Source organism: Sphingomonas faeni (assembly GCF_040407505.1).
GTDB lineage: Bacteria > Pseudomonadota > Alphaproteobacteria > Sphingomonadales > Sphingomonadaceae > Sphingomonas > Sphingomonas faeni_E.
Genome location: NZ_JAPZPQ010000001.1, coordinates 733,446 through 754,519, shown reverse-complemented (window position 1 = coordinate 754,519; position 21,074 = coordinate 733,446). Strand labels below are relative to the sequence as shown.

General features: G+C 66.1%; 18 protein-coding genes. 8 read left to right on the top strand and 10 right to left on the bottom strand.

The window, feature by feature from the left end:
- Positions 1-18: 18 nt before the first annotated feature.
- Positions 19-822 (bottom strand): SirB1 family protein, encoded by an 804-nt coding sequence (locus O6X71_RS03550; RefSeq protein WP_353464469.1) that lies wholly within the window; start codon positions 820-822, stop codon positions 19-21.
- A gap of 112 nt (positions 823-934) precedes the next feature.
- Between O6X71_RS03550 and O6X71_RS03545 the strand changes: the two genes are divergently transcribed.
- Together O6X71_RS03545 and O6X71_RS03540 are read left to right on the top strand one after the other, a co-directional pair.
- Positions 935-1,519 carry a glutathione S-transferase family protein gene (locus tag O6X71_RS03545; RefSeq protein ID WP_353464468.1) on the top strand — a complete coding sequence of 195 codons (585 nt, stop codon included), beginning with the start codon at positions 935-937 and terminating at the stop codon, positions 1,517-1,519.
- Positions 1,520-1,699: 180 nt separating this feature from the next.
- The gene (locus O6X71_RS03540) at positions 1,700-3,661 is read left to right on the top strand and encodes a putative bifunctional diguanylate cyclase/phosphodiesterase (RefSeq protein WP_353464467.1); all 1,962 of its coding nucleotides are present in this window, start codon (positions 1,700-1,702) and stop codon (positions 3,659-3,661) included.
- 8 nt (positions 3,662-3,669) lie between these two features.
- On the opposite strand, the gene O6X71_RS03535 is transcribed toward O6X71_RS03540, so the two are convergent.
- The 9 genes from O6X71_RS03535 to O6X71_RS03495 all read right to left on the bottom strand — a co-directional run bounded on the left by O6X71_RS03535 (position 3,670) and on the right by O6X71_RS03495 (position 14,929).
- Positions 3,670-4,581 (bottom strand): crotonase/enoyl-CoA hydratase family protein, encoded by a 912-nt coding sequence (locus O6X71_RS03535; RefSeq protein WP_353464466.1) that lies wholly within the window; start codon positions 4,579-4,581, stop codon positions 3,670-3,672.
- A gap of 43 nt (positions 4,582-4,624) precedes the next feature.
- Positions 4,625-5,908 (bottom strand): aminotransferase class V-fold PLP-dependent enzyme, encoded by a 1,284-nt coding sequence (locus O6X71_RS03530; RefSeq protein ID WP_353464465.1) that lies wholly within the window; start codon positions 5,906-5,908, stop codon positions 4,625-4,627.
- A complete protein-coding gene (locus tag O6X71_RS03525) occupies positions 5,908-8,295 on the bottom strand; it encodes a TonB-dependent receptor plug domain-containing protein (protein ID WP_353464464.1) in 2,388 nt (795 codons plus the stop codon). Before O6X71_RS03525 ends, O6X71_RS03530 begins: the two co-directional genes overlap by 1 nt.
- 114 nt (positions 8,296-8,409) lie before the next feature.
- Entirely contained in the window at positions 8,410-10,773 is a 2,364-nt protein-coding gene (locus O6X71_RS03520) for a TonB-dependent receptor (protein WP_353464462.1), read from the bottom strand.
- Positions 10,676-11,650 carry a FecR family protein gene (locus O6X71_RS03515; protein WP_353464461.1) on the bottom strand — a complete coding sequence of 325 codons (975 nt, stop codon included), beginning with the start codon at positions 11,648-11,650 and terminating at the stop codon, positions 10,676-10,678. The genes O6X71_RS03520 and O6X71_RS03515 overlap by 98 nt, the downstream gene beginning before the upstream one ends.
- 140 nt (positions 11,651-11,790) lie before the next feature.
- Complete coding sequence (locus O6X71_RS03510; RefSeq protein ID WP_353464460.1) at positions 11,791-12,315, bottom strand: RNA polymerase sigma factor; 525 nt, start codon at positions 12,313-12,315, stop codon at positions 11,791-11,793.
- A 367-nt stretch (positions 12,316-12,682) separates the two neighbouring features.
- On the bottom strand, positions 12,683-12,946 hold the full coding sequence (locus tag O6X71_RS03505; protein WP_353464459.1) for a hypothetical protein: 264 nt from the start codon (positions 12,944-12,946) through the stop codon (positions 12,683-12,685).
- On the bottom strand, positions 12,937-14,127 hold the full coding sequence (locus O6X71_RS03500) for a glycosyltransferase (protein WP_353464458.1): 1,191 nt from the start codon (positions 14,125-14,127) through the stop codon (positions 12,937-12,939). The genes O6X71_RS03505 and O6X71_RS03500 overlap by 10 nt, the downstream gene beginning before the upstream one ends.
- Positions 14,114-14,929: a polysaccharide deacetylase family protein gene (locus O6X71_RS03495; protein ID WP_353464457.1), complete on the bottom strand. Its 816-nt coding sequence runs from the start codon at positions 14,927-14,929 to the stop codon at positions 14,114-14,116. The genes O6X71_RS03500 and O6X71_RS03495 overlap by 14 nt, the downstream gene beginning before the upstream one ends.
- 227 nt (positions 14,930-15,156) lie before the next feature.
- On the opposite strand from O6X71_RS03495, the gene O6X71_RS03490 reads away from it, so the two are divergent.
- The 6 genes from O6X71_RS03490 to O6X71_RS03465 all read left to right on the top strand — a co-directional run bounded on the left by O6X71_RS03490 (position 15,157) and on the right by O6X71_RS03465 (position 20,822).
- The gene (locus O6X71_RS03490) at positions 15,157-16,080 is read left to right on the top strand and encodes a hypothetical protein (protein WP_353464456.1); all 924 of its coding nucleotides are present in this window, start codon (positions 15,157-15,159) and stop codon (positions 16,078-16,080) included.
- Complete coding sequence (locus tag O6X71_RS03485; RefSeq protein ID WP_353464455.1) at positions 16,077-16,583, top strand: DUF2141 domain-containing protein; 507 nt, start codon at positions 16,077-16,079, stop codon at positions 16,581-16,583. Before O6X71_RS03490 ends, O6X71_RS03485 begins: the two co-directional genes overlap by 4 nt.
- 81 nt (positions 16,584-16,664) lie before the next feature.
- Entirely contained in the window at positions 16,665-17,693 is a 1,029-nt protein-coding gene (locus O6X71_RS03480) for an endonuclease/exonuclease/phosphatase family protein (RefSeq protein ID WP_353464454.1), read from the top strand.
- An 81-nt stretch (positions 17,694-17,774) separates the two neighbouring features.
- Positions 17,775-19,763 carry a beta-N-acetylhexosaminidase family protein gene (locus tag O6X71_RS03475; protein WP_353464453.1) on the top strand — a complete coding sequence of 663 codons (1,989 nt, stop codon included), beginning with the start codon at positions 17,775-17,777 and terminating at the stop codon, positions 19,761-19,763.
- A gap of 35 nt (positions 19,764-19,798) precedes the next feature.
- Entirely contained in the window at positions 19,799-20,134 is a 336-nt protein-coding gene (locus O6X71_RS03470) for a GCN5-related N-acetyltransferase (protein WP_353464452.1), read from the top strand.
- A gap of 280 nt (positions 20,135-20,414) precedes the next feature.
- Positions 20,415-20,822 carry a winged helix-turn-helix domain-containing protein gene (locus O6X71_RS03465; protein WP_353464451.1) on the top strand — a complete coding sequence of 136 codons (408 nt, stop codon included), beginning with the start codon at positions 20,415-20,417 and terminating at the stop codon, positions 20,820-20,822.
- The last annotated feature ends 252 nt before the right edge of the window (positions 20,823-21,074 follow it).

The window sequence follows — 21,074 nt, the reverse complement described above, 5'->3', positions numbered from 1 at the left end:
GTGGTTTGACCGGTACGGCTAGGCCGAGGGCAGCGACCCGAGCGTATCGGTCACGCGTCGCCGCAGATCGGGATCGCGCGTGATCTCCAGCATGGCGCTCAAGCTGCCTCGTGCGGCCGTCACGTCGCCGTCGACCAACTCGAGCCGGGCACGCTCCCACCACGCGTGCCCGTAAGCAGGCGCCATCAGGGTCATCCGCGTATAGAGTTCCAGGGCGCGTCGGCCATGCCCAGCCTGTTCGGCACGCGTCGCCTGGTTCAGCAGCAGCCGCACCAGGATCGCGCGGTTCGGCATCGTCGCGATGTGGTTCACCGCGGCGGCAGGCCCGTTGCTCGACGCGAGCACCAAGGCGGCCAGGGCTTCGCGGTCGACGCGTATTCCGCCCCGAAACGGATCGACGATGACGGGGGCGGCTTCAGCCCCGACCATTACCAGCACGTGGCCGGGGACATCGAGCGCGTCCGCCGTCCATCCGATCCGGCGTGCCGCGCCCACGTAGAGGACCGACAGGCTTACCGGCAGGCCGCGGCGCCGGTCGATAACGCGGATCAGGTCGGCGTTGGCGGGATCGTCATAGGTCTCGCGGTCGCCGACGAAGCCGAACTCCTCGCTCAATACCTCCGACAACACATCGGCGCGCGCGTCCGCGGTAACGGCGTTGCGGCCAACCGTATCGAGACGGGTCGCCACGGTATCGAGCAGCATGCGGTACGGCGTCGGGTCGACACTGGCATGATCGAGCAGCGCGAGCGACAATGCGGCTTCGTCGAGAATGATGTCATCCTCGTCGAGAAGACCGAGGCGGATCAGATTTTCGTTCATCGATCGGAGATGGGTGCGCACGGCGACGCTGCAATGTAGCTGGCGTGAGATTCGATGCGGCGCAGCTATCGGCGCGGTGGCGCGTTCATGAAGTCCACCGTGGAGACCCTTGATGAAGCTCTATTATTCCCCCGGCGCGTGCAGCCTCGCAGATCATATCGCGCTGCATGAGGCCGGTCTCTCGTTCGAACATGAAAAGGTCGATCTCGAAGCCAAGAGGACCGAAAGCGGCGTCGACTATACGACGATCAATCCTAAGGGATACGTCCCCGCACTTACTCTCGACTCCGGCGAGACAGTGACAGAGAACATCGCCATCCTGAACTGGATCGCGCATCAGGATACCGCGCTCAAGCCCGGCGGCGCGATGGGACATACGCATCTGCTGGTGGCGCTGGCCTTTATCTCGACGGAAATCCACAAGAGCTTCAAGCCGTTCTTTGCCGGTGGCAGCGACGCCGAGAAGGCGAAGGCCAGCGAGACCATCGTGAAGCGTCTGACGTATCTCGCCGACACGATGCAGGGCGAGTATCTGTTCGGCGACGCGGTCAGCGCGGCGGACTGCTACCTGTTCGTGATGCTGTTGTGGGCAGCCAAGAACCAGATCGACGTGCCGGTGCCGCTCGCGGCATTCCGTGAGCGGATGAAGGCACGCCCTGCAGTCCGGACGGCGATGACGCACGAGGAGCTGATCTGATGCGGATGGGCCTCGCGGGAGGCGGTCGCAATTTACCGATCCACCTTACGCGATGCCCGTGAGTCCGATCTGCGCGCTCGACCGCGATGACGTGATCGCTGTGCCCGAGACGCATGCCGGACGACAGCCGGTTATACTTTGTTGGTTTCTTTTACGTGCCCGCCGTCCATGGACTGTTGCATGAGTGGCTTAATCTCTCGCCTCAGACAACTGCGGCATTCCGATCAGGCGATCGCCGCTTCGGTGCGTGCTACCTTGCTGGAGTCGCTTTACGCTTCACCACAGTCGTTGGTTATCGGTGCGATCACCAGCAGCGGCATCATGGGGATCGTCGCCTTCGTCAGTGGCAATCCTTCGCTGATCGTCTGCGCCATCGCGATCGCGCTCGTTGCGGGCATCCGAGTGATCGATGCACTCAACCGACGGCGGCAGCCACGCCAGGCGATACCAGCAAAAAACAGCTGGGCGGGACGGCAGGAGTTTCTCTATCGATCGGGGGCGCTGGGGTATTCGGCGCTGCTTGGCACGTTCGGGCTGCTGACGCTGGTCCATAGCGACGACGGTGTCTTGCAGTTGCTCGCGGTGACGACGACGATCGGATACGCCGCGGGGATTGCAGGTCGCAACGCGGGGCGGCCGTGGATCGCGCTGTCGCAGCTATGCTTTGCCTCGTTGCCGCTGACGGTGGGACTGGTCGTATCGCTGCAGCCGCTGAAGATGGCGCTGGCGGCTGTGATCGTCCTGTTCGTCATCGCAATGATGGACATCACCTTGCAGACCTATGGCGTGATCCTGAAGGCGACCCTGGTCTCGCGCGAGAAAGCGGCGCTGGCCGAGCATCATGCCGCCATCGCACGTCGCGACGACCTGACGGGTGTGGCCAACCGGACCGCGTTCCGGGAATGGTTCGAGGCACGATTGCACGCGATCGGCAAGGGCGAGGGAAGTCTCGCGATCTATTGGATCGACCTGGACCGGTTCAAGGAAATCAACGACTCGTTCGGACATTTGGCCGGCAACGCGCTGCTGGCGGGGGTCGCGCAGCGGCTTGACGCGGCGTTCGGCGCGACCGGCATCGTCGCGCGCCTCGGCGGCGACGAGTTCGCGGTGATCTGCGATGTCGGCCAGCAAAACGACGCTGCCGCGACGGGCGAGCAGATCATCGGACTGGTCGAGCAGCCGGTCCATCACGACGGACGCGCGCTCCACGTCGGGGCATCGCTGGGTATCGCGATCGCACCGTCCGACGGTACCGACGCGGACACGTTGCTAAAGAATGCGGATCTCGCTCTGTACCGCGCCAAGGAGAGCGGCCGCGGTCAGATGCGCTTCTACGAGCCGCTGATGGACGAAAAGATCGAACGTACGCGCGATCTTGGCGCCGAAATGCAGGGCGCGCTGGAGCGTGGCGAGTTCCACGTCATGTTCCAGCCGATCTTCGACCTGACGGGCGAGCGCATCCTGTCGTGCGAGACGTTGCTGCGGTGGACTAACCGTCGCTACGGCGCGATCTCGCCGGCAGAGTTCATCCCGATCGCCGAGGACAATGGTCTGATCGTCGTGATCGGCGGCTGGGTGATCCGCGAAGCCTGCCGGATCGCGAGCGACTGGCCGGCGGACGTCACCGTCGCCGTCAACCTGTCACCGATCCAGTTGCGATCGGCGAACTTGCCCACCGTCATCTTGAGCGCACTGGCGACCAGCGGCCTTGCGGCGGGCCGCCTCGAGCTCGAAGTGACGGAGTCCGTTCTACTCGAAGATATCGACGCATCGCTGGCGGCGCTCGACGCGATCAATCGTCTCGACGTCCGCACCACGCTCGACGATTTCGGGACGGGATATTCGTCGCTCAGCTATCTGACGAAATTCCCGTTCCAGACGTTGAAGATCGATCGATCGTTCATCGCGGACCTCGAGCAGAGTCCGGCCTCGGTCGCGATCGTCCAGACCGTGATCGAGCTGGCGGCCAAGCTGGGCATGCAGACGGTAGCCGAAGGGGTCGAGACGCGCGCGCAACTCGATCAGCTGCGGCGTACCCGCTGCGATGCGGTACAGGGTTTTCTACTGGCACACCCGATGCCGGCAAGCATGGTCGCTAGCATGCTTGCCGGCGGGGGCGTCAAGGCACAGGGACGATCCTGAGCATCTCGTTATGCGGCCTTGTCCAGTAACCGAGTCTGCGCTCCGACGAGGCGGCGCATCAGTTTCAGATCGGCATCGCTGAGTCGCAGGGCTGCATCCGCCCAAAGATCGACGACGGCTTCGAGTTCTCCGAGCGGCAGTGGATTGACGGACCGCGATGCCTCGTAGATCGCGCAATGGCCGCTGTGGCGGCGGCGGTTTTGCCGAATGTAGCGCTCCACCTCCGCACGACCCATGCCGGGATCGGCAAGAGCGTGGACGATCCCAAGGTCAAACAACTCCTCGGCGCTATACGAACGTCCGCTCAGGATCATCTGCTCGGCACGTGCTGCCCCCAGGCGTCGGGACAGGAAGCAATGCGCGCCCATGCCTGGAAAGAGGCCGAAGTTGGTTTCCGGCAGCCCGAAGTGCGTGCCGCGTTCGGCGATGACGACGTTGAACGAAAGCAACGCCTCGAACCCACCGCCGAGCGCGTCGCCCTCCACCAGGCCGATCGTGATGATCGGCTGATCGAGACTTCGCATGTTCCGGTGCAGGATCTGCACGCACGCGCGGCCATAGCGAACCAGCGCATCGCGGTCCTGGTTGCGGATATGTGCCGCGAACAGGTCGAGGTCGCCACCGAGCGAGAAGATACCCGGAAAGCGCGATCCCAGCACAAGGTACCGGATCGGCATGGCACCCGAAGAACGCGCGGCGGCAATGTCGGTTTGCCATTGGTCGAATTCGACGAGTAGTCCCGGGTTGAAACTTGGCCGCGTGCGTTGCCGCATATAGGTCCAAAGGGTATCAAGATCAGGATCGAACCGGGTTTCCAAGTCGACGAATTCGAAGGGGCGCCGTTGGGGAACGGCAGCAAAAGTATGGATCGACACCTCATGAGGCTGACGACCGCTGTCAGGCGAAGATTGCAGGGTCATTATGACGTCCTTTTCACGCGCAGCGGATTACTGCGCGAAAAGTTTACGTCGGTTTTGATCTGTAAGGCGGAGTTTCTAGAAGCCCGGATATCGCCTTCGCCAACGCATCCATTTCGGCCATGGTGTTGAAAAGCGCTGGCGTGACGCGGACACAGGCCCCGCTGGCGGGACCGTCACGATGGACCGTGAAGATCCGGAATTTCTCCAGCAGCGCAGCCGACAGCGCGACGTTTTCCGCGGTGCTCGTCCTGCCGTGGACGCGGAACGACGTGATGCCGCCGTGCAGCGTGGGATCGTCCGGCGTGAGTATCTCGATGCCGGGTATCGTCTTTACTTGATCGACCCAGCGGTTGCGGAGTGCCGCAAGACGATCGGCACGGCGCCTGCTGCCGATGCGCGCCTGGAAGGCGAGCGCAGCGGGGATGGTAAGCGGCGCCGCGAAGTCGACCGTGCCGGTATGGATCCGCGCCTGGACCGTGTCGCGGTCGGACGCTGGATTAGCCGGGTCGCGGTCGATCGCGGACAGGGCGCCGCGCCGGATGTGGATCGCGCCGACGCCGAGCGGTGCCCCCAGCCATTTGTGGCAGTTGATGCCGACATAGTCGCAGTCGAGATCCGCCAGCGTCATGTCGAGCTGGCACCAGCTGTGCGCGGCATCGACGATCGTCGCGATCCCACGCGCGCGCGCCATCGCAGCGATTTCGCGGACCGGCAAGACAAGGCCGGTGCGATGGCTGAGCTGCGTGAGGAGGATCAGTTTCAGACGCGGGTTCGCCGCCATCGCCGCAGCATAGGTGTCGATCAGCGACTGGCGGGTCGCCGGCTGCGGCAGCGCAATCCGCACCACCGACACGCCGCGCCGTGTCGCAAGGCTGTCCATGCACGCCTGCATGCTGTCGTAATCGAGGTCGGCGTACAGCACCGCATCGCCGGGCGTCAGGCGGTTGTAGCCCAGGATCAACGCCTTGAGCGCCTCAGTCGCGTTGCGCGTGAACGCAACCTCGTCAGGCTGGACCTGCAAGGTGGCCGCCAGCGCATCGCGTGCGCGCATCCAGTCGGCGATCATCCCCCGACGCGTGTAATAGCTGGTATCGCGGTTCACGCACTCGACGTTGCGTTCATATGCGTCGAGCACCGGCCGCGCCATCATGCCCCAATTGCCGTTCTCCAGCTGGATGATCTCGCGCGTGACGTCGTACTGCGACGCTATGTCTTTCCAGAAGGCGTCCTCGCCGATCGCCCCTGACGGAAAAGCCCCTGCCCGCCCCGCCACAGGCAAGGCGGCGGCGCCGGTCAGGAACAGGCGGCGATCGACGAATTGCGTCATCAGAACTTCATCCCGACGCGGGCGTAATACTGACCGCCATCGGTATCATACGGTGCATTCCGCGAGTAGATCAGCCCGCGGACGGCCTGGTTGGTCGCCTCGGCCGGATAGGTGTTGGCGACGTTCTCGGCGCCGACACGCAAGGTGAAATGCTCGTCGAACCGATAGCTGGCCGACACGTCGGACAACGCGATCGAGCCGAACCGCTGGAACAGTTCACCGGTCGCGTTGCCGGTGACGTCGGTCCACGCCCCGTAATAGCGGCCACGCGCCAGGAACGACACCGCGCCGATGTCGTAGCCCAGCGTCGCGGTGCCGTTGTGCTGAGGCAGGCGCTCCTCGAAGATGCGGCGTTGCGTGTCGTTCGGGATCGCCGCGCTGACGCCGCTGCGCACCTTGGTCTGGTTGTAGTTGTAGGCGAGGCTAAGGCTCGCGCGGCCGGGTCCGACGTGGTGCGCATAGGACAGGACCGCATCGATCCCGCGCGTGCGCGTGTCGAAGTCGTTGGTGAAGTACGAGACCGCGGTGAAGCGCTGCGGATTGGCGAAGCTGGTCGGGACGGCGAAGGTCCGCGACTGGCTGAAGCGGTTGTCGACGTCGATCTGATACACGTCGATCGACCCGGTCAGCCCGAACCGGCTCTGGAAGGTGAGTCCGGCGGTCGCGGTCTTCGATTTTTCGGGTGTCAGCGGCTTGGCCCCCAGCGCGATCGCCAGCGGATCGCTGGGCGACAGGCGGCCTTGGTTGAAGATCTGGAGCGTGGTGGTGTCGAGGCCTTGCGTGGTCTGCGACGTATTCAGCTGTGCCGGTGTCGGTGCACGGAAGCCGGTCGAATAGGTCCCGCGTGCGGCGATGCCTTTCACCGGTTCGAACCGCGCGGACAGCTTGTAGTTGAAGGTGTCTCCGAACTCGGAAAAGTCCTCGTAGCGACCGGCCGCACCGACCGTCACCATCTCGATCGGCTGCCATTCGAGATCGAGATAGCCGGCATAGCTTGTCTGGTCGAAAATACCGGCGAGGCTCGGGCTGAAACCAGGGAAGCCGTTGGAATTGGGCGCGAGGCCGGTCGCTGCACCTGCACCGATGGCGTAGGAGGACGAATCGCCTGCCGAGACCTGATAGGTTTCGCGACGCCGTTCCGCGCCGAACGCGACGTTGACGGGATGCGCGGTGCCAACCGGCAGGCGGTAGACGAAGTCGGCGTTGAGGTTGAACTCGCGCTGTTCGAGCTGGCCGAGATAGAAACTGGTCGGGCTGGCCGGCCCGAGCGATGCGTTCAGGCTCTCGGCAAGCGTATAGGCGATGCGGCTGCGGCCGACCGCGGCGGAAAGATCGTAGCTGAAGCGATCGCTGAGATCGCCGCGAAGCCCGCCATCCGCCTGATAGTCGCTGAACGTCGTGCCGAACCGGGGGGTGAAACCGACCGGGTAGATGCTGCGGAACGAGAAGCCGGGAAACGCGCTGCTGGCGTTGTAGACGCTGCCCGTGCCGGCGGGATTGCGCCAGTTGAAGTCGGTGACGCCCTCCCCCTGCTGCGCGGTACCGAACAGATACAGCGTCGCGGCATCGGCGAGTGCGTAATGCGCGTCGATCGCGCCGCGGATGCGTTCCTCGTCGGGCTGGCCCCAGCGTTGCACGGGATTGGGCACGACCAGCGTCGGGTTGGCGGCCTGGAATGCAATGGCGTCGGGACGCTGTCGGGTCCGCGAGGTCGCTTCCGAATGGTCGTACTCGCCGGTGACGACGATCGCGCCGCGGTCGCCGAGCGCGATGCCGCCCCGCGCGCCGGTCTGATATTCCTTGCCGTCGCCTTTGTAATATTGCGAAAACTGCCCGAACGCTTCCATGCCCGCGGTATCGTCGAGGATGATGTTGACGACGCCGGCGATCGCATCCGAGCCGTATTGCGCCGACGCGCCATCGCGCAGAACTTCGATCCGCTTGATCGCGAGCGAGGGGATACCGGCGAGATCGGGCGCCTGCGCACCGCGCGTGCCGAGCAGGGCCGAGCGGTGATAGCGCTTGCCGTTGACGAGGACGAGCGTCTGGTCGGCGGACAATCCGCGGAGCGTCGCCGGGCGCACGAACGCCTGGCCGTCGGCGGCGGGAAGGCGCTGGACGTTGAACGAGGGCAGCAGTTGCGCGAGCGTATCCGACAGGTCGCCCGAGACGCTGGAGCGCACCGCATCGCCCGACAGGACGTCGACCGGGGCGAGCGTGTCGAACTGCGTCCGCGAGCGATCGCGCGTGCCGGTGACGACGATCAGGCTGTCGTCCGCGGCCGTATCATTGGCGGTGGCGGCTGGGGCCTGCGGTGTCGTCTGTGCAAGGGCCGATGACGAACTGGCGATCAGCGCGATCAACGCGCTGCCGGTGATGAATTTCATGATGCCCCTGGGGTTGCCGACTGGGATCCGCCGGTTCGCGAGGACAGCTAGGCGCGGGGCTTTTCGTGTTGATGACGGAACGAATGCAGTTTGATGACAGCCGATTGCGCCGCGTCAGAGTCCTATCGCGAGCCGCAGGGTGACGGCCCTTGGCCGGATCGGAACGGTCTGATTACTGGTTGCCAGTGTAAAGGGGTTGCCGAAGCCGAAGCTGTTGCCGCGGCTGTCGAGCAGGTTGACGACGGTGATCGACCAACGCCAGGGGCCTCGGTCGATCGTCGCGCCCGTATCGATCGTCGCGTAATTTCCAGCAGGTCGATCGAGCAGCGGATCGAAGCTCAATCGCGTACGGCCGGTATAGTGCGCGGCAGCGTAGACCGTCGCCGGTAGGCCGAACATGGTCAGGCTTCGCGTGGCCCCCAGTCGCGCCGATATGTCGGGCACCACGGGGAGGCGTCGATCATCGCGGTCTAGGCTGGTGTTCGACGACGGTGACGTCAGGCGCGCGCGTTGCAGGGTCGTCCCGAAATCGATCGTCGTCGGGGACAGGGTCAGGACCCCACCGAGTTCGATCCCGTAGTTCACCGCGTTGCCGGCATCGACGGTACCGAGCAGCCCGTCGGTGCCGACGGTATCGCTGCGCAAATGCTGCCACGCGGACCCGAACAGCGCGCCGTGGACGGCTAGCCGATCGCCCGCGACGCGGAGCCGCCAGCCGAGCTCCAGGCTCTGGAGTTCGTCACCGGGTATGCGGACATCGGCGGGGTTCGCGGTCCGGCTGATCCCGGCGGGTCGCACCGCGCTGGCGTAGCGCAACCAGACCAGCCCCAGATCGTCGCGATGCCAGCTCAGCGTTCCACTGGGGGTTAGGCCAATCCGATTGGCGCGGACCCGACCGGGTGCCTGCTGTTCGAGATGGCTGGACGTCGAGAACGCGCGCAGCCCGAGCTTGAAATCGAGGAATGAACCGAGGCGCTGCGTACCCTCGCCGAACAGCGCGAGGTCGGTGACGTCTTCCTCGTCGCGGCGTGCGGCGATCGCATCGCCGCCTACCGACGTGAAACGTCCGTCGAGCCGGCTCGTCGACTGCAGGATCGTCGCGCCGACGATCCAGGGGTGACGGGCAGTAGGATCGCTCAGCTGCACCTCCTGCGACAACAGTCGCGCCGAACGGTCCTCGACATAGCCGACCGGCGCGGCAACGCCGAGGGTCGGCGCTAGAATGCTGGCATCGTAGGTGCTGCCGAACTCCTGGTCGACATACGCCGTCGTGGCCTGCGCCTCGAGCTTGCCGATCAGGCCGCGCACGGTGAGCGCGCCCGACGTGAAATCGTTGTCTTGCGGCTCCGCGATCCGGGTAGCGCGCGACAGGCTGCTGGTCGCGTACTGGCTGTCGCGCCCGTCGATCCGCTGCGCGACGCCGCTCAGGGTCGCAGACCATCCGCCGCCGATCGACCAGCGTAGCGCGGCCCGGCCACCGACCCGGCCCGTGCGGTTCACGTCGCGTCGACCGCGCCCGGTATCGTCGATCCAGCCGGGCATCGTCTCGATCCAGCCCGAGGTGCGCAGCGCGACCGCGCCGGTGACGATCGGCAGGTTGAGCGTTCCCTCGACCGCACCACCGACCGTGCCGTTGTTGATCCCCGTTCCCTCGATTGCGGCACCGCCGGTCAGGCGGTCGAGGTCGGGTGCGACGGTCACGACGCGAACCACCCCGCCGAGTGCACCGGTACCGTAGAGCGTGCCTTGAGGTCCGCGCAAAACCTCGATCCGGTCGATATCGACGAGCCGCAGGTCGGGATCGGGCGACGAATAGCCGATCCGTGCATCGTCGAGATACAGGCTGACGAGCGACTGGCTGGTGCCGTTGAAGGCGCTGTCGGCGACGCCGCGAAGGAAGATGCGGTCGCGGCCCGGGCCGAGATTGGTCGAGAAGGCGCCGTCGGTCGTCGCCATCACGTCGGTCAATCCACGTCGCCCGGCCAGCCGACCTAGCGCCTGCCCACCGGCAATGCTGATCGACGCGGGGAGGTCGGACAGCCGTTCGTCGCGCTTGCTGGCGATGACGACGATATCACCGGTCTCTAGCGCCCCGCCGGCAGCGGCGTCCGGCCGCGTAGACGCGCGGGGTGGTTTTGTCGGCATAGCCTCGATCCGCCAAATGGTCGGGTCGACCTCCACCGCGCGCAGCCTGGTTCCGGCGAGGATCCGGCGCAGAGCTTGCGCAACGTCGCTGGCGTGGTCGATGCGGCGGACGTTCAGAACGGGCAATCCACCCGCCATCCCGATCGAGATACCGGTCTGGCGGGCGAGCGCATCGAGCGCGGACCGCAATGTGCCCGCTGGTATCGTGATCGGATGCTGCGCTGCCGCTGCGCGTTCAGCGTGTGCCGGCAGCCCCCAGATGCACGACGCCGTCAATCCGACGAACGCGTATCGGCAGGACCGCCCGAAGCTGATCGACGAGCCGCGATCCATCACCAATCGTCAACACCCCGGAAAAGCGCAGGTTCGCAGCCGACGGATCGACCGTCAACGGGCTGTCGGCATACCGCGATATGTCGGCGACAACCAGCGGCAACGGTGCGCCGTCGTAATCGAGGCGACCATCGGTCCAGTCGGATACGCGTGCCGGATCGACCTGCCGACGTTCCGCGATCTGCTTGGCGGTGACGATGTCCAGCCTCTGTCCCCCCTGCACCGTCGTCGCATCGGACGACGCGCCGTCGACCGGCGTGACGCTGACGCTGCCCTCGGCGACCGTGACGGCGACGCGGCCGCGCGCGCTGACGACGTCGAAGCGGGTTCCGAGATCGCGGATCTCGTACCCGCCTGCGCGGACCAGCAAAACGCGTGACGGATCATGCCTTACAGCGAAGTTGGCCGCTCCCTGGGCGATCTCGATCACCGGGCTGCCACCGCCGCTGACCGACACGCGCGATCCGCGGTCGATCTGCATCCGGCTACCATCGGCGAGCGTGACCAACCGGGTTTCGGTCCGGCCCGTCGCATACGCCTGTGCCGCGTCTTCGCCCGAGGGGGCGATCACCATCAACGCCAATCCGGCCGCCAACGCGCCGCTGGTACCGATCGCAGCCCAGCGCCACCGACCGGACCGTGGCACGGCCTCCGCATCGGGAACGATCGCTTGGTCGTCGTTTGCCGGCAGACGGGCCGCGATTGCGGGTGCTGCCTGCGCGATCTCCGCGTCGAGCAGCGCGATTGCGTCATACGCGGTGCGGTGAGAGGGATGGGTCTCGAGCCACTGGCCGAAAGCATCCCAGTCCATATCGGGAGCGTCGAGCCGCGCATGCCAGCTTGCCGCCATGTCGGTTCCCGTGTGCGTCTCAACCATATGCCCCCCTTTCCGGCGAGTGCCCCCCGCCAGTGTTGGTCCCGGCGCAATGCCGGGCGATCGTGCGATATCCCTGCCACCAATATCCGTCTGATCGGTAGACGCCGCCGCGGATCGCGGACCGCAGTCCGAGCGCTAAATCATTCATCGAGCGCCTTTCTAAGGTGCCGGAGCGCCACCGCGACGTGCTTTTCGACGGCACTGCGCGAAATCCCGAACTCGGCGGCGATGTCGGCGTGCGACACGCCGTCGATGCGATGGCGACGAAAAACGCGCATCGCGCCTTCGGGCGGACCCGACAGCGCCGCTGTCAAACGATCGATTCGTTCGCGACCGGCGACCGTGTCGAAGGCAGAGGGGGCGTCGTCGACCGCTTCCGCTCCGACGACCGAGGTCGTCGCATCGACATAGCCCGAGTCCCGACGCTGGCGACGACCGTTCGCACGGACCCGGTCGAGCACAATGTTCATGCCGACGCGGTGCAGATAGGCGAGCGGGTTGGCGATCGGTCCGGGCGGCGGTCCCGGCGACGGCTGTGCGGTGCGATCGGGTGAAGTCTGGCCGACATGAAGCCAGACCTCCTGCACGACGTCTTCCGCTTCCGCGAGGCTGCCGGTTCGCCCGGTAAAGAACCGAACGAGCTGGTTGCGGTTCGCCGCAAGCACCGCCGAAAGGCCGGCGTTCTGGGTCGTGTCGGCGTCGGCTACGGGTCGCCTCCGAAGGTCATCGGCACTCCAACGGCCCCCGGGGGAAGCGGCGGCGGGGCGCGTGCCGTTGGCGCCCCTCTCGGCGCCGCTTTTGCTCGCGTCTCCGAAGGATGTCGCCTTTAAAATGGCCGGACATGTGCAGGGGGACGTTATCGCGAGACCGTGCGCGCCCGCGTGGAAGACTCTGGTTTCCACCTAAAGGCGGACCTTCCCCAATTGAGTAGCTTCTCAAGCAGGCCCTATCTCCGATCCCCTGCGACCGTGATGATCCCGAACACAAACGTTCCCGCCGGAACCTACCCTGCCATAACGCGATGCTGGTCGGTCAAGGCAGGACGCGGCTTATGGCGCCGGCCGCGGCTTGGGAAAACCGGACAACGGCCACTGTGCCGAGCAGCAGCGCCGACGCGGGCAAGGCAAGGTAAAACAGCGGGCAATGCCAGGCAGACCGGTCCGCCACGACGGCGCCGACAAGCCGCCCGTCACCGCTGAAGTCGCAGTCCTGATCTTCGGCCGCAACCCATGGGCACACGACGCGCAACGAGGGGGTCGGAGCGCTTTCCGGCAACGCGATCGCGATTACCGGCATGAGACCTGCCCCATCCGACGCTGCTCTCCGGCATACAGGGACAGCAGCGCATCGAAGTGATCGTCCATGGTCCGCACCGGAGTAGCCCGGGCCGGCACGATCGCGTTCCGGCGCAGACCGGACCGGCCAACCGAGAGGATCGCCTGCGATGCCGCCATCGCGTCGCTGGATCGGTACAAGACGCCATCGGATTTTCGTGCGAGATCGGCGGCGCCGCCGCGATCGGGGGCGATCAGCGGCAAGCCCGACGCGATCGCCTCGGCGGCGACGAAGCAGAAGGTTTCCGCCTCGCATCCGTGGATCAAGGCATCCGCGCTCGCCATCACCCGCGCTAGCGCCGCACGATCGGTGGTCGGTTCGAGCAGGCGGACGTGTGGATTGCCGTCGATCGCCTCGATCACTGGCCGCTGCCGCGATCCGCCCCCGATGATGACGAGTCCTACCGGCGCCTGAGCCCCCGCCATGGTCGCCGCCTGCGCAATCATCGGCCAGCGCTTTTCCGGTGCGTGGCGGCCGACGCCGATCAGCAGCATCGCGTCTTCGGGGAGGCCGCATAGCGCCAGCATCTCGCGACGCACGGTCATGTCACGAAGCGCCGGCGAAAACTGGCCGGGTTCGACGCCCATTGGGTCGGTCAGCACCTTTCGAAGCCCCCCCTCCCGCAGCCGTTCGCTAAGGCTGTCGCTTGCGCTGACGATCATGTCGAAGCGCTGATCGAGGCGGCGCAGATGGCGCCAATACCAATCGAACGCGCGGTCGATCGCCTGGGTCGAGGCGACGCCGCCGAACCAGCGATACGCATAGGCCGCGAGCGGATCGGCGTGAGCGATCAGCGCGAGCCGCGCCCGGGCGCCGCGTTCGCTTTTCCAGTCCGCGACCATCGACGCGCTGCGCCACGGCGAAGAGACTTCGACCAAGTCAGGATCTTCCTCGTCGAGCACGCGGTGAAGTGCAGAGCGATCGGAGAAATAGCGGTACGATCGGTCCAGGGGAAACCGCGGCGAGCGCACCCAGCGTATCCGCGCGTTCGGGCCGCGACGCTCCTCGCCGTCGCGTTCGCCCGGTGCGACGACCACCATCTCGTGGCCACGCTCGGCAAAGGCGACGAGCTTGCGGTCGACATAGGTCCGGACCCCGCCGCCGCTGGGCGTGTAGAAGGCGCAGACATCAACGATCTTCATGACGGCCCTCCCCTTCCGACATAGCTGCGCCCGGCAGCAGATCGGCGTAGCGGGCAACCGTGCGGCGGCCCGCCAGACACCGGATGGTCCGATCGATACTGGTCATCAGCGACTCCTTCGTGACGTCGCCGGGGTGCACGGCCACCCGCAGCGTCGGGAGCCAGTCCGGCAGCGTGCGCGCGGCGGCGGCGACCGCGAGCGAACTGGCGGTGCGCGCGGGGGATCGGCTTGCCCAGGTGACGACGGGACCGCGCGCGACGACCGCGTCGTTGGCTGGACGCCAGACCCGGAAATGGTCCTCCGCGAGCGCGAAATCGCATGCCTTCAGAGCCGAGATCGCGCCCGGGCTGTAGAGCCACGCCGGCGCGATGAAGCCGGCGACGGGTCCGCCGATCGCCTGCTCGACCATGTCGCGTCCGGCGCGCATCCGGTATTCGGCCTCGTCCGCGCTAAGTCCGAGGAACTCGCCCTCGCCCGCGGTCATGTAGCGCGCCTTCATCGTCGCCGCCGGCCCTCGGTGCGCGCTGGTGTCGCGGTGGAACCAGCCGTGGAGGAACATCTCGACCCCCGCATCGGCCCATTCGCGCAACCGGCGCGCGAACGCCGGCGTCCGGTCCAGCGGTGCCGCACCCCAGTGATCGGGGACGACCAGCATCGCGAACCGCGGCCCGCCCAGGATCGCGCCGATCATCTCAGCCAGCCGCTCGATGGGCTCGGCAAACGCCGGCGAGACATCGTGGATCGACACGATGAGGCGCCGGTCCGGTGGCGGCGGGCGCACCGCCTTTGGCAAGGCGGTCATGATGCAGGTCCGGGCAGCTTTGGTACACACATGCCCCGGAGACGGCACCGCACGATCCGAACCGCAGTCCGCCAGATTATTTTTTCGCGCGGAATTTTTCGGGCTGCGGATGCTGCGATGCGGTGACGTCCAGAACCCATGACACACCCCGGCTCCCCCGCCGTCGCGGCATCGCTGCGTCATGGAAATCAGATTGGCGCCCCGGTCGCCGTACGGCGCAGAGCGGCATGAGCAACGCCCTCAACCAGGCGGCCCTGCCCGCCCCCAAGCTTCCACTGAAGACGATCGAAGTTCGTAAGGGGATCGTCGCACGGGGCCTGACGCCTTTGTTGTCCGCGGCGATCCTGATCGCGGCGTTGTGGCAGCTGCGCTATCTCGACGTCCGCGGTGTGATCGCGATGGTGCCGCGCTCGCCGCTGTTCTGGCTGCTGTTCGCGGCCGGTTATCTCGCGCTGCCGGCGAGCGAGTGGGTGATTTATCGCCGCATGTGGAACCTGCCGCCGCGCGGATTCCTGGCGCTGTTGCGCAAGCGGATCAGCAACGAGATCATCGCAGGCTATTCGGGCGAACTGTACTTCTATGCATGGGCGCGGCGCCATGCGTCGCTGGTCGGCACCCCGTTCGGCGCGATAAAGGACGTGTCGATCCTGTCCGCGGTCGTCGCCAATGTCTGCACGCTGGCGCTCGCCGCGATCAGCTGGCAGTCGCTTGTCGCGCTGAACCTCGGCACCGATGCCAAGGTGATGATCGTATCGGCCGCGAGCATCGCGTTGCCGTCGGTCGTCGCGCTCGTGATGCGCAAGCGCCTGTTCACGCTGCCGCGCGATGAACTCGGCCGGATAGCGGTCATCCACCTGTTGCGGATCGTCGCGACGACGGTCTTCGCCGCCGCGCTGTGGGCAGTCGCACTACCCGCGGCACCGCTCGCGTGGTGGCTGGTGCTGGCGACGTTGCGGCTGCTCGTCTCGCGTTTGCCGCTGTTGCCGAACAAGGACATCGTCTTTGCCGGCCTCGTTGCGTTCACCGTCGGGCAGGCCTCCAACGTCGCCGCGATGCTGACGATGATCGCGGCACTCTGGCTGGTCACGCACCTCCTGCTCGGCGCGGCACTGACCGCAGTCGAACTTCTCAATCCGGAGCATAACCAATGATCGTCACGCTCTTGGCCCTCGCCGCAACGCAGATCGCGTCGACGCCCGCGCTGGGGACCGCGGCGGCGCAGTGCCGGCCGCACGAGACGGGCCCCGCGATCGTCGTGACCGTCGAAGGGCTGAAGGACCGCGCGGGCAATCTGCGCGCCGAAATCTATCCCGCGGTCGAAGGCGAGTTCCTGGCCGACGACAATGTGCTGGTGGCGCAGGGCAAGACGTTCCGCCGCGCGGTGATCCCGGTTCCGGCATCAGGTCCGGCACGGCTGTGCCTGCGCGTTCCGGGCGAGGGTGCGTATGCGCTCAGCGTCGTCCACGCCCGCAGCGGCGGGCACGGGTTCAGCCTGCTCCACGACGGCATCGGCTTTGCCGGCAATCCACGGCTCGGCCATTCCAAACCGAGCGCGGAGGCGGCGCGGGTCGTCGCGCATGCCGGCATCACGCCGACGACGGTAGTGATGAACTACCGAAGCGGGCTGTTCTCGTTCGCGCCGCTAAAGCGCTGACGCCCACATAAATAAGCCGGGCAGGTGCGGTTCCGACCGGACCGTGGCGTCACCCACGCACATACAGGAATTGGATCGCTAATGGTTTCGCGTCGTCTCGGTCGGTTTGCCGCTCCCCTCGCGCTGCTCGCAGCAGCCGCATCGCCCGCAACCGCGAGCGGGGCGGAGTCGACGGTCTCGGTCATGACCTACAATGTGCACGGCCTGCCCTGGCCGATCGCGGAGGACCGCACGGCATCGCTGTCGGCGATCGCGGCACAACTAAAGGCGATGCGAGCTGCCGGGCATCAGCCAAGGATCGTCGCGTTGCAGGAAGCGTTCGTGCTCGACGCGAAGGCGATCGGTGCCGCCGCCGGCTATCGCTACATCGCGTTCGGCGCGTCCGCCGCCGCCGCCGCGACCGCCAAGACGCCGACCGACCGCAGCTTCGTATCCGCCGGCAGCATGTTCCGCGGCGAACAGGTCGGCAAGCATGTCGACAGCGGGCTCGCGATCTTCTCCGATTATCCGATCCTCGCGGTGCGGCGGATCAGCTATCCCGTCTGCGCCGGTTATGACTGCCTCGCCAACAAGGGCGCGATGGCGGCGATGATCGCGGTGCCCGGACTGGCCGGACCCGTCACGGTGATCGACACACACCTGAACTCGAACGGCGCCACCGGCGTATCCGAGCCCCGCGCGCTCTATGCGTATAAGCGCCAGATCGACCTGTTGAGCGCGTTCATCGGATCGATGGAACGGCCGCACGAAACGCTGCTGGTGGCGGGCGACTTCAACGTCGGGCAGGATATCGCACGCCGCGCGTATTTCGCGCGGCACATGTTCGGCGGGGCGATGCCGCTCACGGGCGGCGAGCAGCGGTGCCGGTCGACCCCGACATGCCTGGTGACGCAAGCCGCCGACGTGGCGACCTCGACCGGGCGCGCCAAGGACTGGTTGATGTACCGGGCGTCGGATGCGCTGTCGGTGAAGCCGGTCGCCTTGAGCGCGCCGTTCGGCCTTGCTGGCGACAAAACCATGCTGTCCGACCATATCGGCGTGATGGTCAGCTACAGGCTCGACGGGGTCGCCGTCCGGCCAAAGATGGCGGCGATGCTCGCCAGCCGCTGAGGGTTTTCCGTACGGGTTGCGGTCGTCTCGCAGCTACCGTATCCCCCGGGTCATAATACCATTATAATACCGGAGACGAGCATGACGCGACAAATTGGCAAGTTCGGCCTCGTGCCCTCGCTGATGGTTGCCGCAAGCCTAGCGAGTCTCGCCTCGGGATCGGCCTCCGCTGGTCCGGTGACGATGCCCGCGCTGTTCCCCACGCCGACCTCGATCGAGCTCGGGTCGGGGACGATCGAGGTCGGGCGTTCGGTATCGTTGATCGCAGCGCCCGGCGTCGATGCCGAAACGATCGCGCTGATCCGCAGCATCCTGACGGCGTCGGGTGTGGAGACGATCACGACCGCCCGGCGCCTGCCTTCGGTCATCGACGGGACGTATGTCGTGCTCGGAACCGCCGTCGCACCGATCGTCCGCGATGCGCTCGCCCGCAGCCGCGCGGTGGCCGACAGCCATGCGGAGGGCTACACGATCGCGAGCCTGGCGTCGGCGTCGGCGTCGGGCGGGGTCGTCACGCTGGCCGGACACGATGCGGACGGCCTGTTCCATGCCGCACAGACTTTTCGCCAGCTTGCCCGGCGGTCGGCGATCCCGGCCATGGTGATCCAGGATCATCCGGCGATGCCGATCCGCGGCACGATCGAGGGATTTTACGGCGCGCCGTGGTCGATGGCGGACCGCACCAAGCATCTCGACTTCCTCGCCACGGTCAAGGCGAACACCTATGTCTACAGCCCAAAGGACGATCCGTATGCGCGCGACCGCTGGCGGGAGGCGTATCCCGCCGCGACGCTGAAGGCGCTGGGGACGCTCGCGACGGCGGCGCGGCGGAACCATGTCGACTTCGTCTACGCGGTCTCGCCGGGGCCATCGGTCTGCTTCTCCGATCCCGCGGACGTGCAGGCGCTGGAGCGCAAGTTCGACGCGATGCGCTCGATCGGCGTCGGCAGCTTCTATGTCGCGCTCGACGACATCGAATACACCAAGTGGAACTGCGAGAAGGACAAGGCGGCGTTCGGTCCGTCGGGTGCAGAGGCGGCAGGCATCGCGCAGTCGCAATTGCTGAACGCGGTGCAGGCCAACCTTGCGGCCAAGGATCCTTCGGCGCGGGCGCTGATCATGGTGCCGACTGAATATTACGACGCGAAGGAGACGCCGTACAAGGCGGCACTGCGCAAGCATCTCGATCCGCGGATCGTCGTGCAGTGGACCGGTACCGACGTCGTGCCGCCGGCGATCTCGATCCCCGACGCCAAGGCAGCGACCAAGGCGTTCGGTCGCAAGACGCTGCTATGGGACAATTATCCGGTCAACGACTATGCGCAGACCACCGGCCGGCTGCTGATGGCGCCGTATACGCGGCGCGAGGCAGGGCTGTCGGGCGAGCTGACTGGCATCCTGTCGAACCCGATGAACCAGGAGGCCCCCAGCCGCCCGGCGGTGACCGGCGTCGCCGCGTTCGGCTGGAACGACAAGGCGTATGATGCGCAACGGACGTGGCATTTCTCCGCGCGGGAACTGGCAGGCGGTGACGCGCGCGCTACCGCCGCGCTGCTGACGTTCTTCGATACGCAGCACATGGCACCGACCTTCGGCAGCCAGCCCTGGCAGGAGCAGGCGCCGCGATTGAAGGCGGTGCTGGACGGCGTTCGGGAGGCGCTGGCCGGTGGCGATGCGACGGCGCGGCGTGAAGCGATCGCGGACCTGACCGCGCGTGCCGACGAGATCGCGAATGCGCCCGACATCATCCGGTCCGGGACCAACGACCCCGGTTTCGCGGCACAGTCGCGGCCGTGGCTGGACGCGATGCAGCATTGGGGGCGTGCGCTCCAGTTGACGGCGGCGGGCCTTGACGCGGCCGACCAAGGCAGCAGCGCCGCGGGACGGTATTTCACGGATGCCCAGCGGATGGCCGCCGAAGCCGCGGCGATCCAGAGCATTCCCGGCGCAACGCGGTTCGACGGGGCGATCAAGATCGCTGACGGTGTGCTCGACACGTTTGTTGCCGACGCGCCGACGCTGATCGTGTTCGATCGGGGAGCCGCGACAGTGGCAACACCCGCCCGGTAAGAGATACCTTCCGCGGTTTCGATCGTTCGACAGGAATGGATACAGCCGACCGCCTTGCAACCGAAGCCCGCTGGCTGACGCTGACGCGCGAGATTTTGCCGGCGGCCGCATCAGCACGCCGCTGGCCGGTGCAGGCCGATCATTGTTTCCAGCGGATCTTTCTGGACAATGCATGCGAGGGCGTATGGTACGATCGCATATCGCTCCGACCCGCCTACGCCCATGCCGACCGAGTAATTCTCGACCAAGCTCTTGCACTTGCCGAAGCGGCGTTGGCCGGCGAGGCAGACCTCGCCGACTTGAATCGCCGGTCACTCGCGTGGCGGCGGCAACGTAAGGCGAGAAGCGCGCAAAGTCAGCTTCCTATCTGAACCCTAGATTAAAATTCGGCACTTTAGTGATCGGTCGCACAGGCTTACCTGTAAATTCAAATTCCGATTGAGTACACCTGTGGCTTTAAGTGCGAATGTTATCTTAGGCGCAGCGCACTACATCGAACTCGAAATCAAAACCTAACTGTGTTCATGGGTTTTTTACTGAGTTTTGCCCAGGAGTAACTTGAGGTCGCTGAATGATCGCGGGACATTCGGACGAGCGGCGCGCATAGCGGGTTTGCGTCATCAGCTGCACCCGAACCTCAGGGAGACGAACATGAGCATGCCATCGGCTGCTTCGCCCCCGTCGATCGTCATCGATCGCGATCGGCCGATGCCGCTCGCCGAACAGATCACCGTCAACCTGCGCGACGCGATCGTCGAGGGGCGGCTGGAGCCGGGCGCACGACTGCCGTCGTGGCTCGACATGGCGACCCAATTGGGCGTGGCACGCGGCACGGTGAAGACGGCGTATGAACGGCTGACCGACGAGGCACTCGTGGTGTCGTCCGGCGCGGCGGGCACGCGGGTTGCGGAAAAGCCGATCAGCCTGCCGGCCGCCATTGCGGTCGACATCCCGCGTCCGATGCAAGGGATCGAGCGTGGCTTCTATCTGAAGCCGTTGCCGTTCCAGATGGGCGTGCCTGCACAGGACGCAGCGCCGCCGCCAACCCCTCGCCGGTGATGGTGTTCACACCGGTATTCGGCGCCGCGGCGTGTGCGTCGTGCCCCAGCGTGGACAGTTTCGCGACGACTTTTGAACCGATCAGCCCGGTTCCTCCGATCACGACGATCTTCATGATACAACCCTTTGCTCGTTCTCGTGAGGCCATGACGCCGATGACGTCCTGCTGATCTGTGTTAACCTCGCGTCGGACTGCACACGAGCACCGAGACTTGCCAAAGCCAGTGTACCAAGCCGGGTCAGCTATGTTGG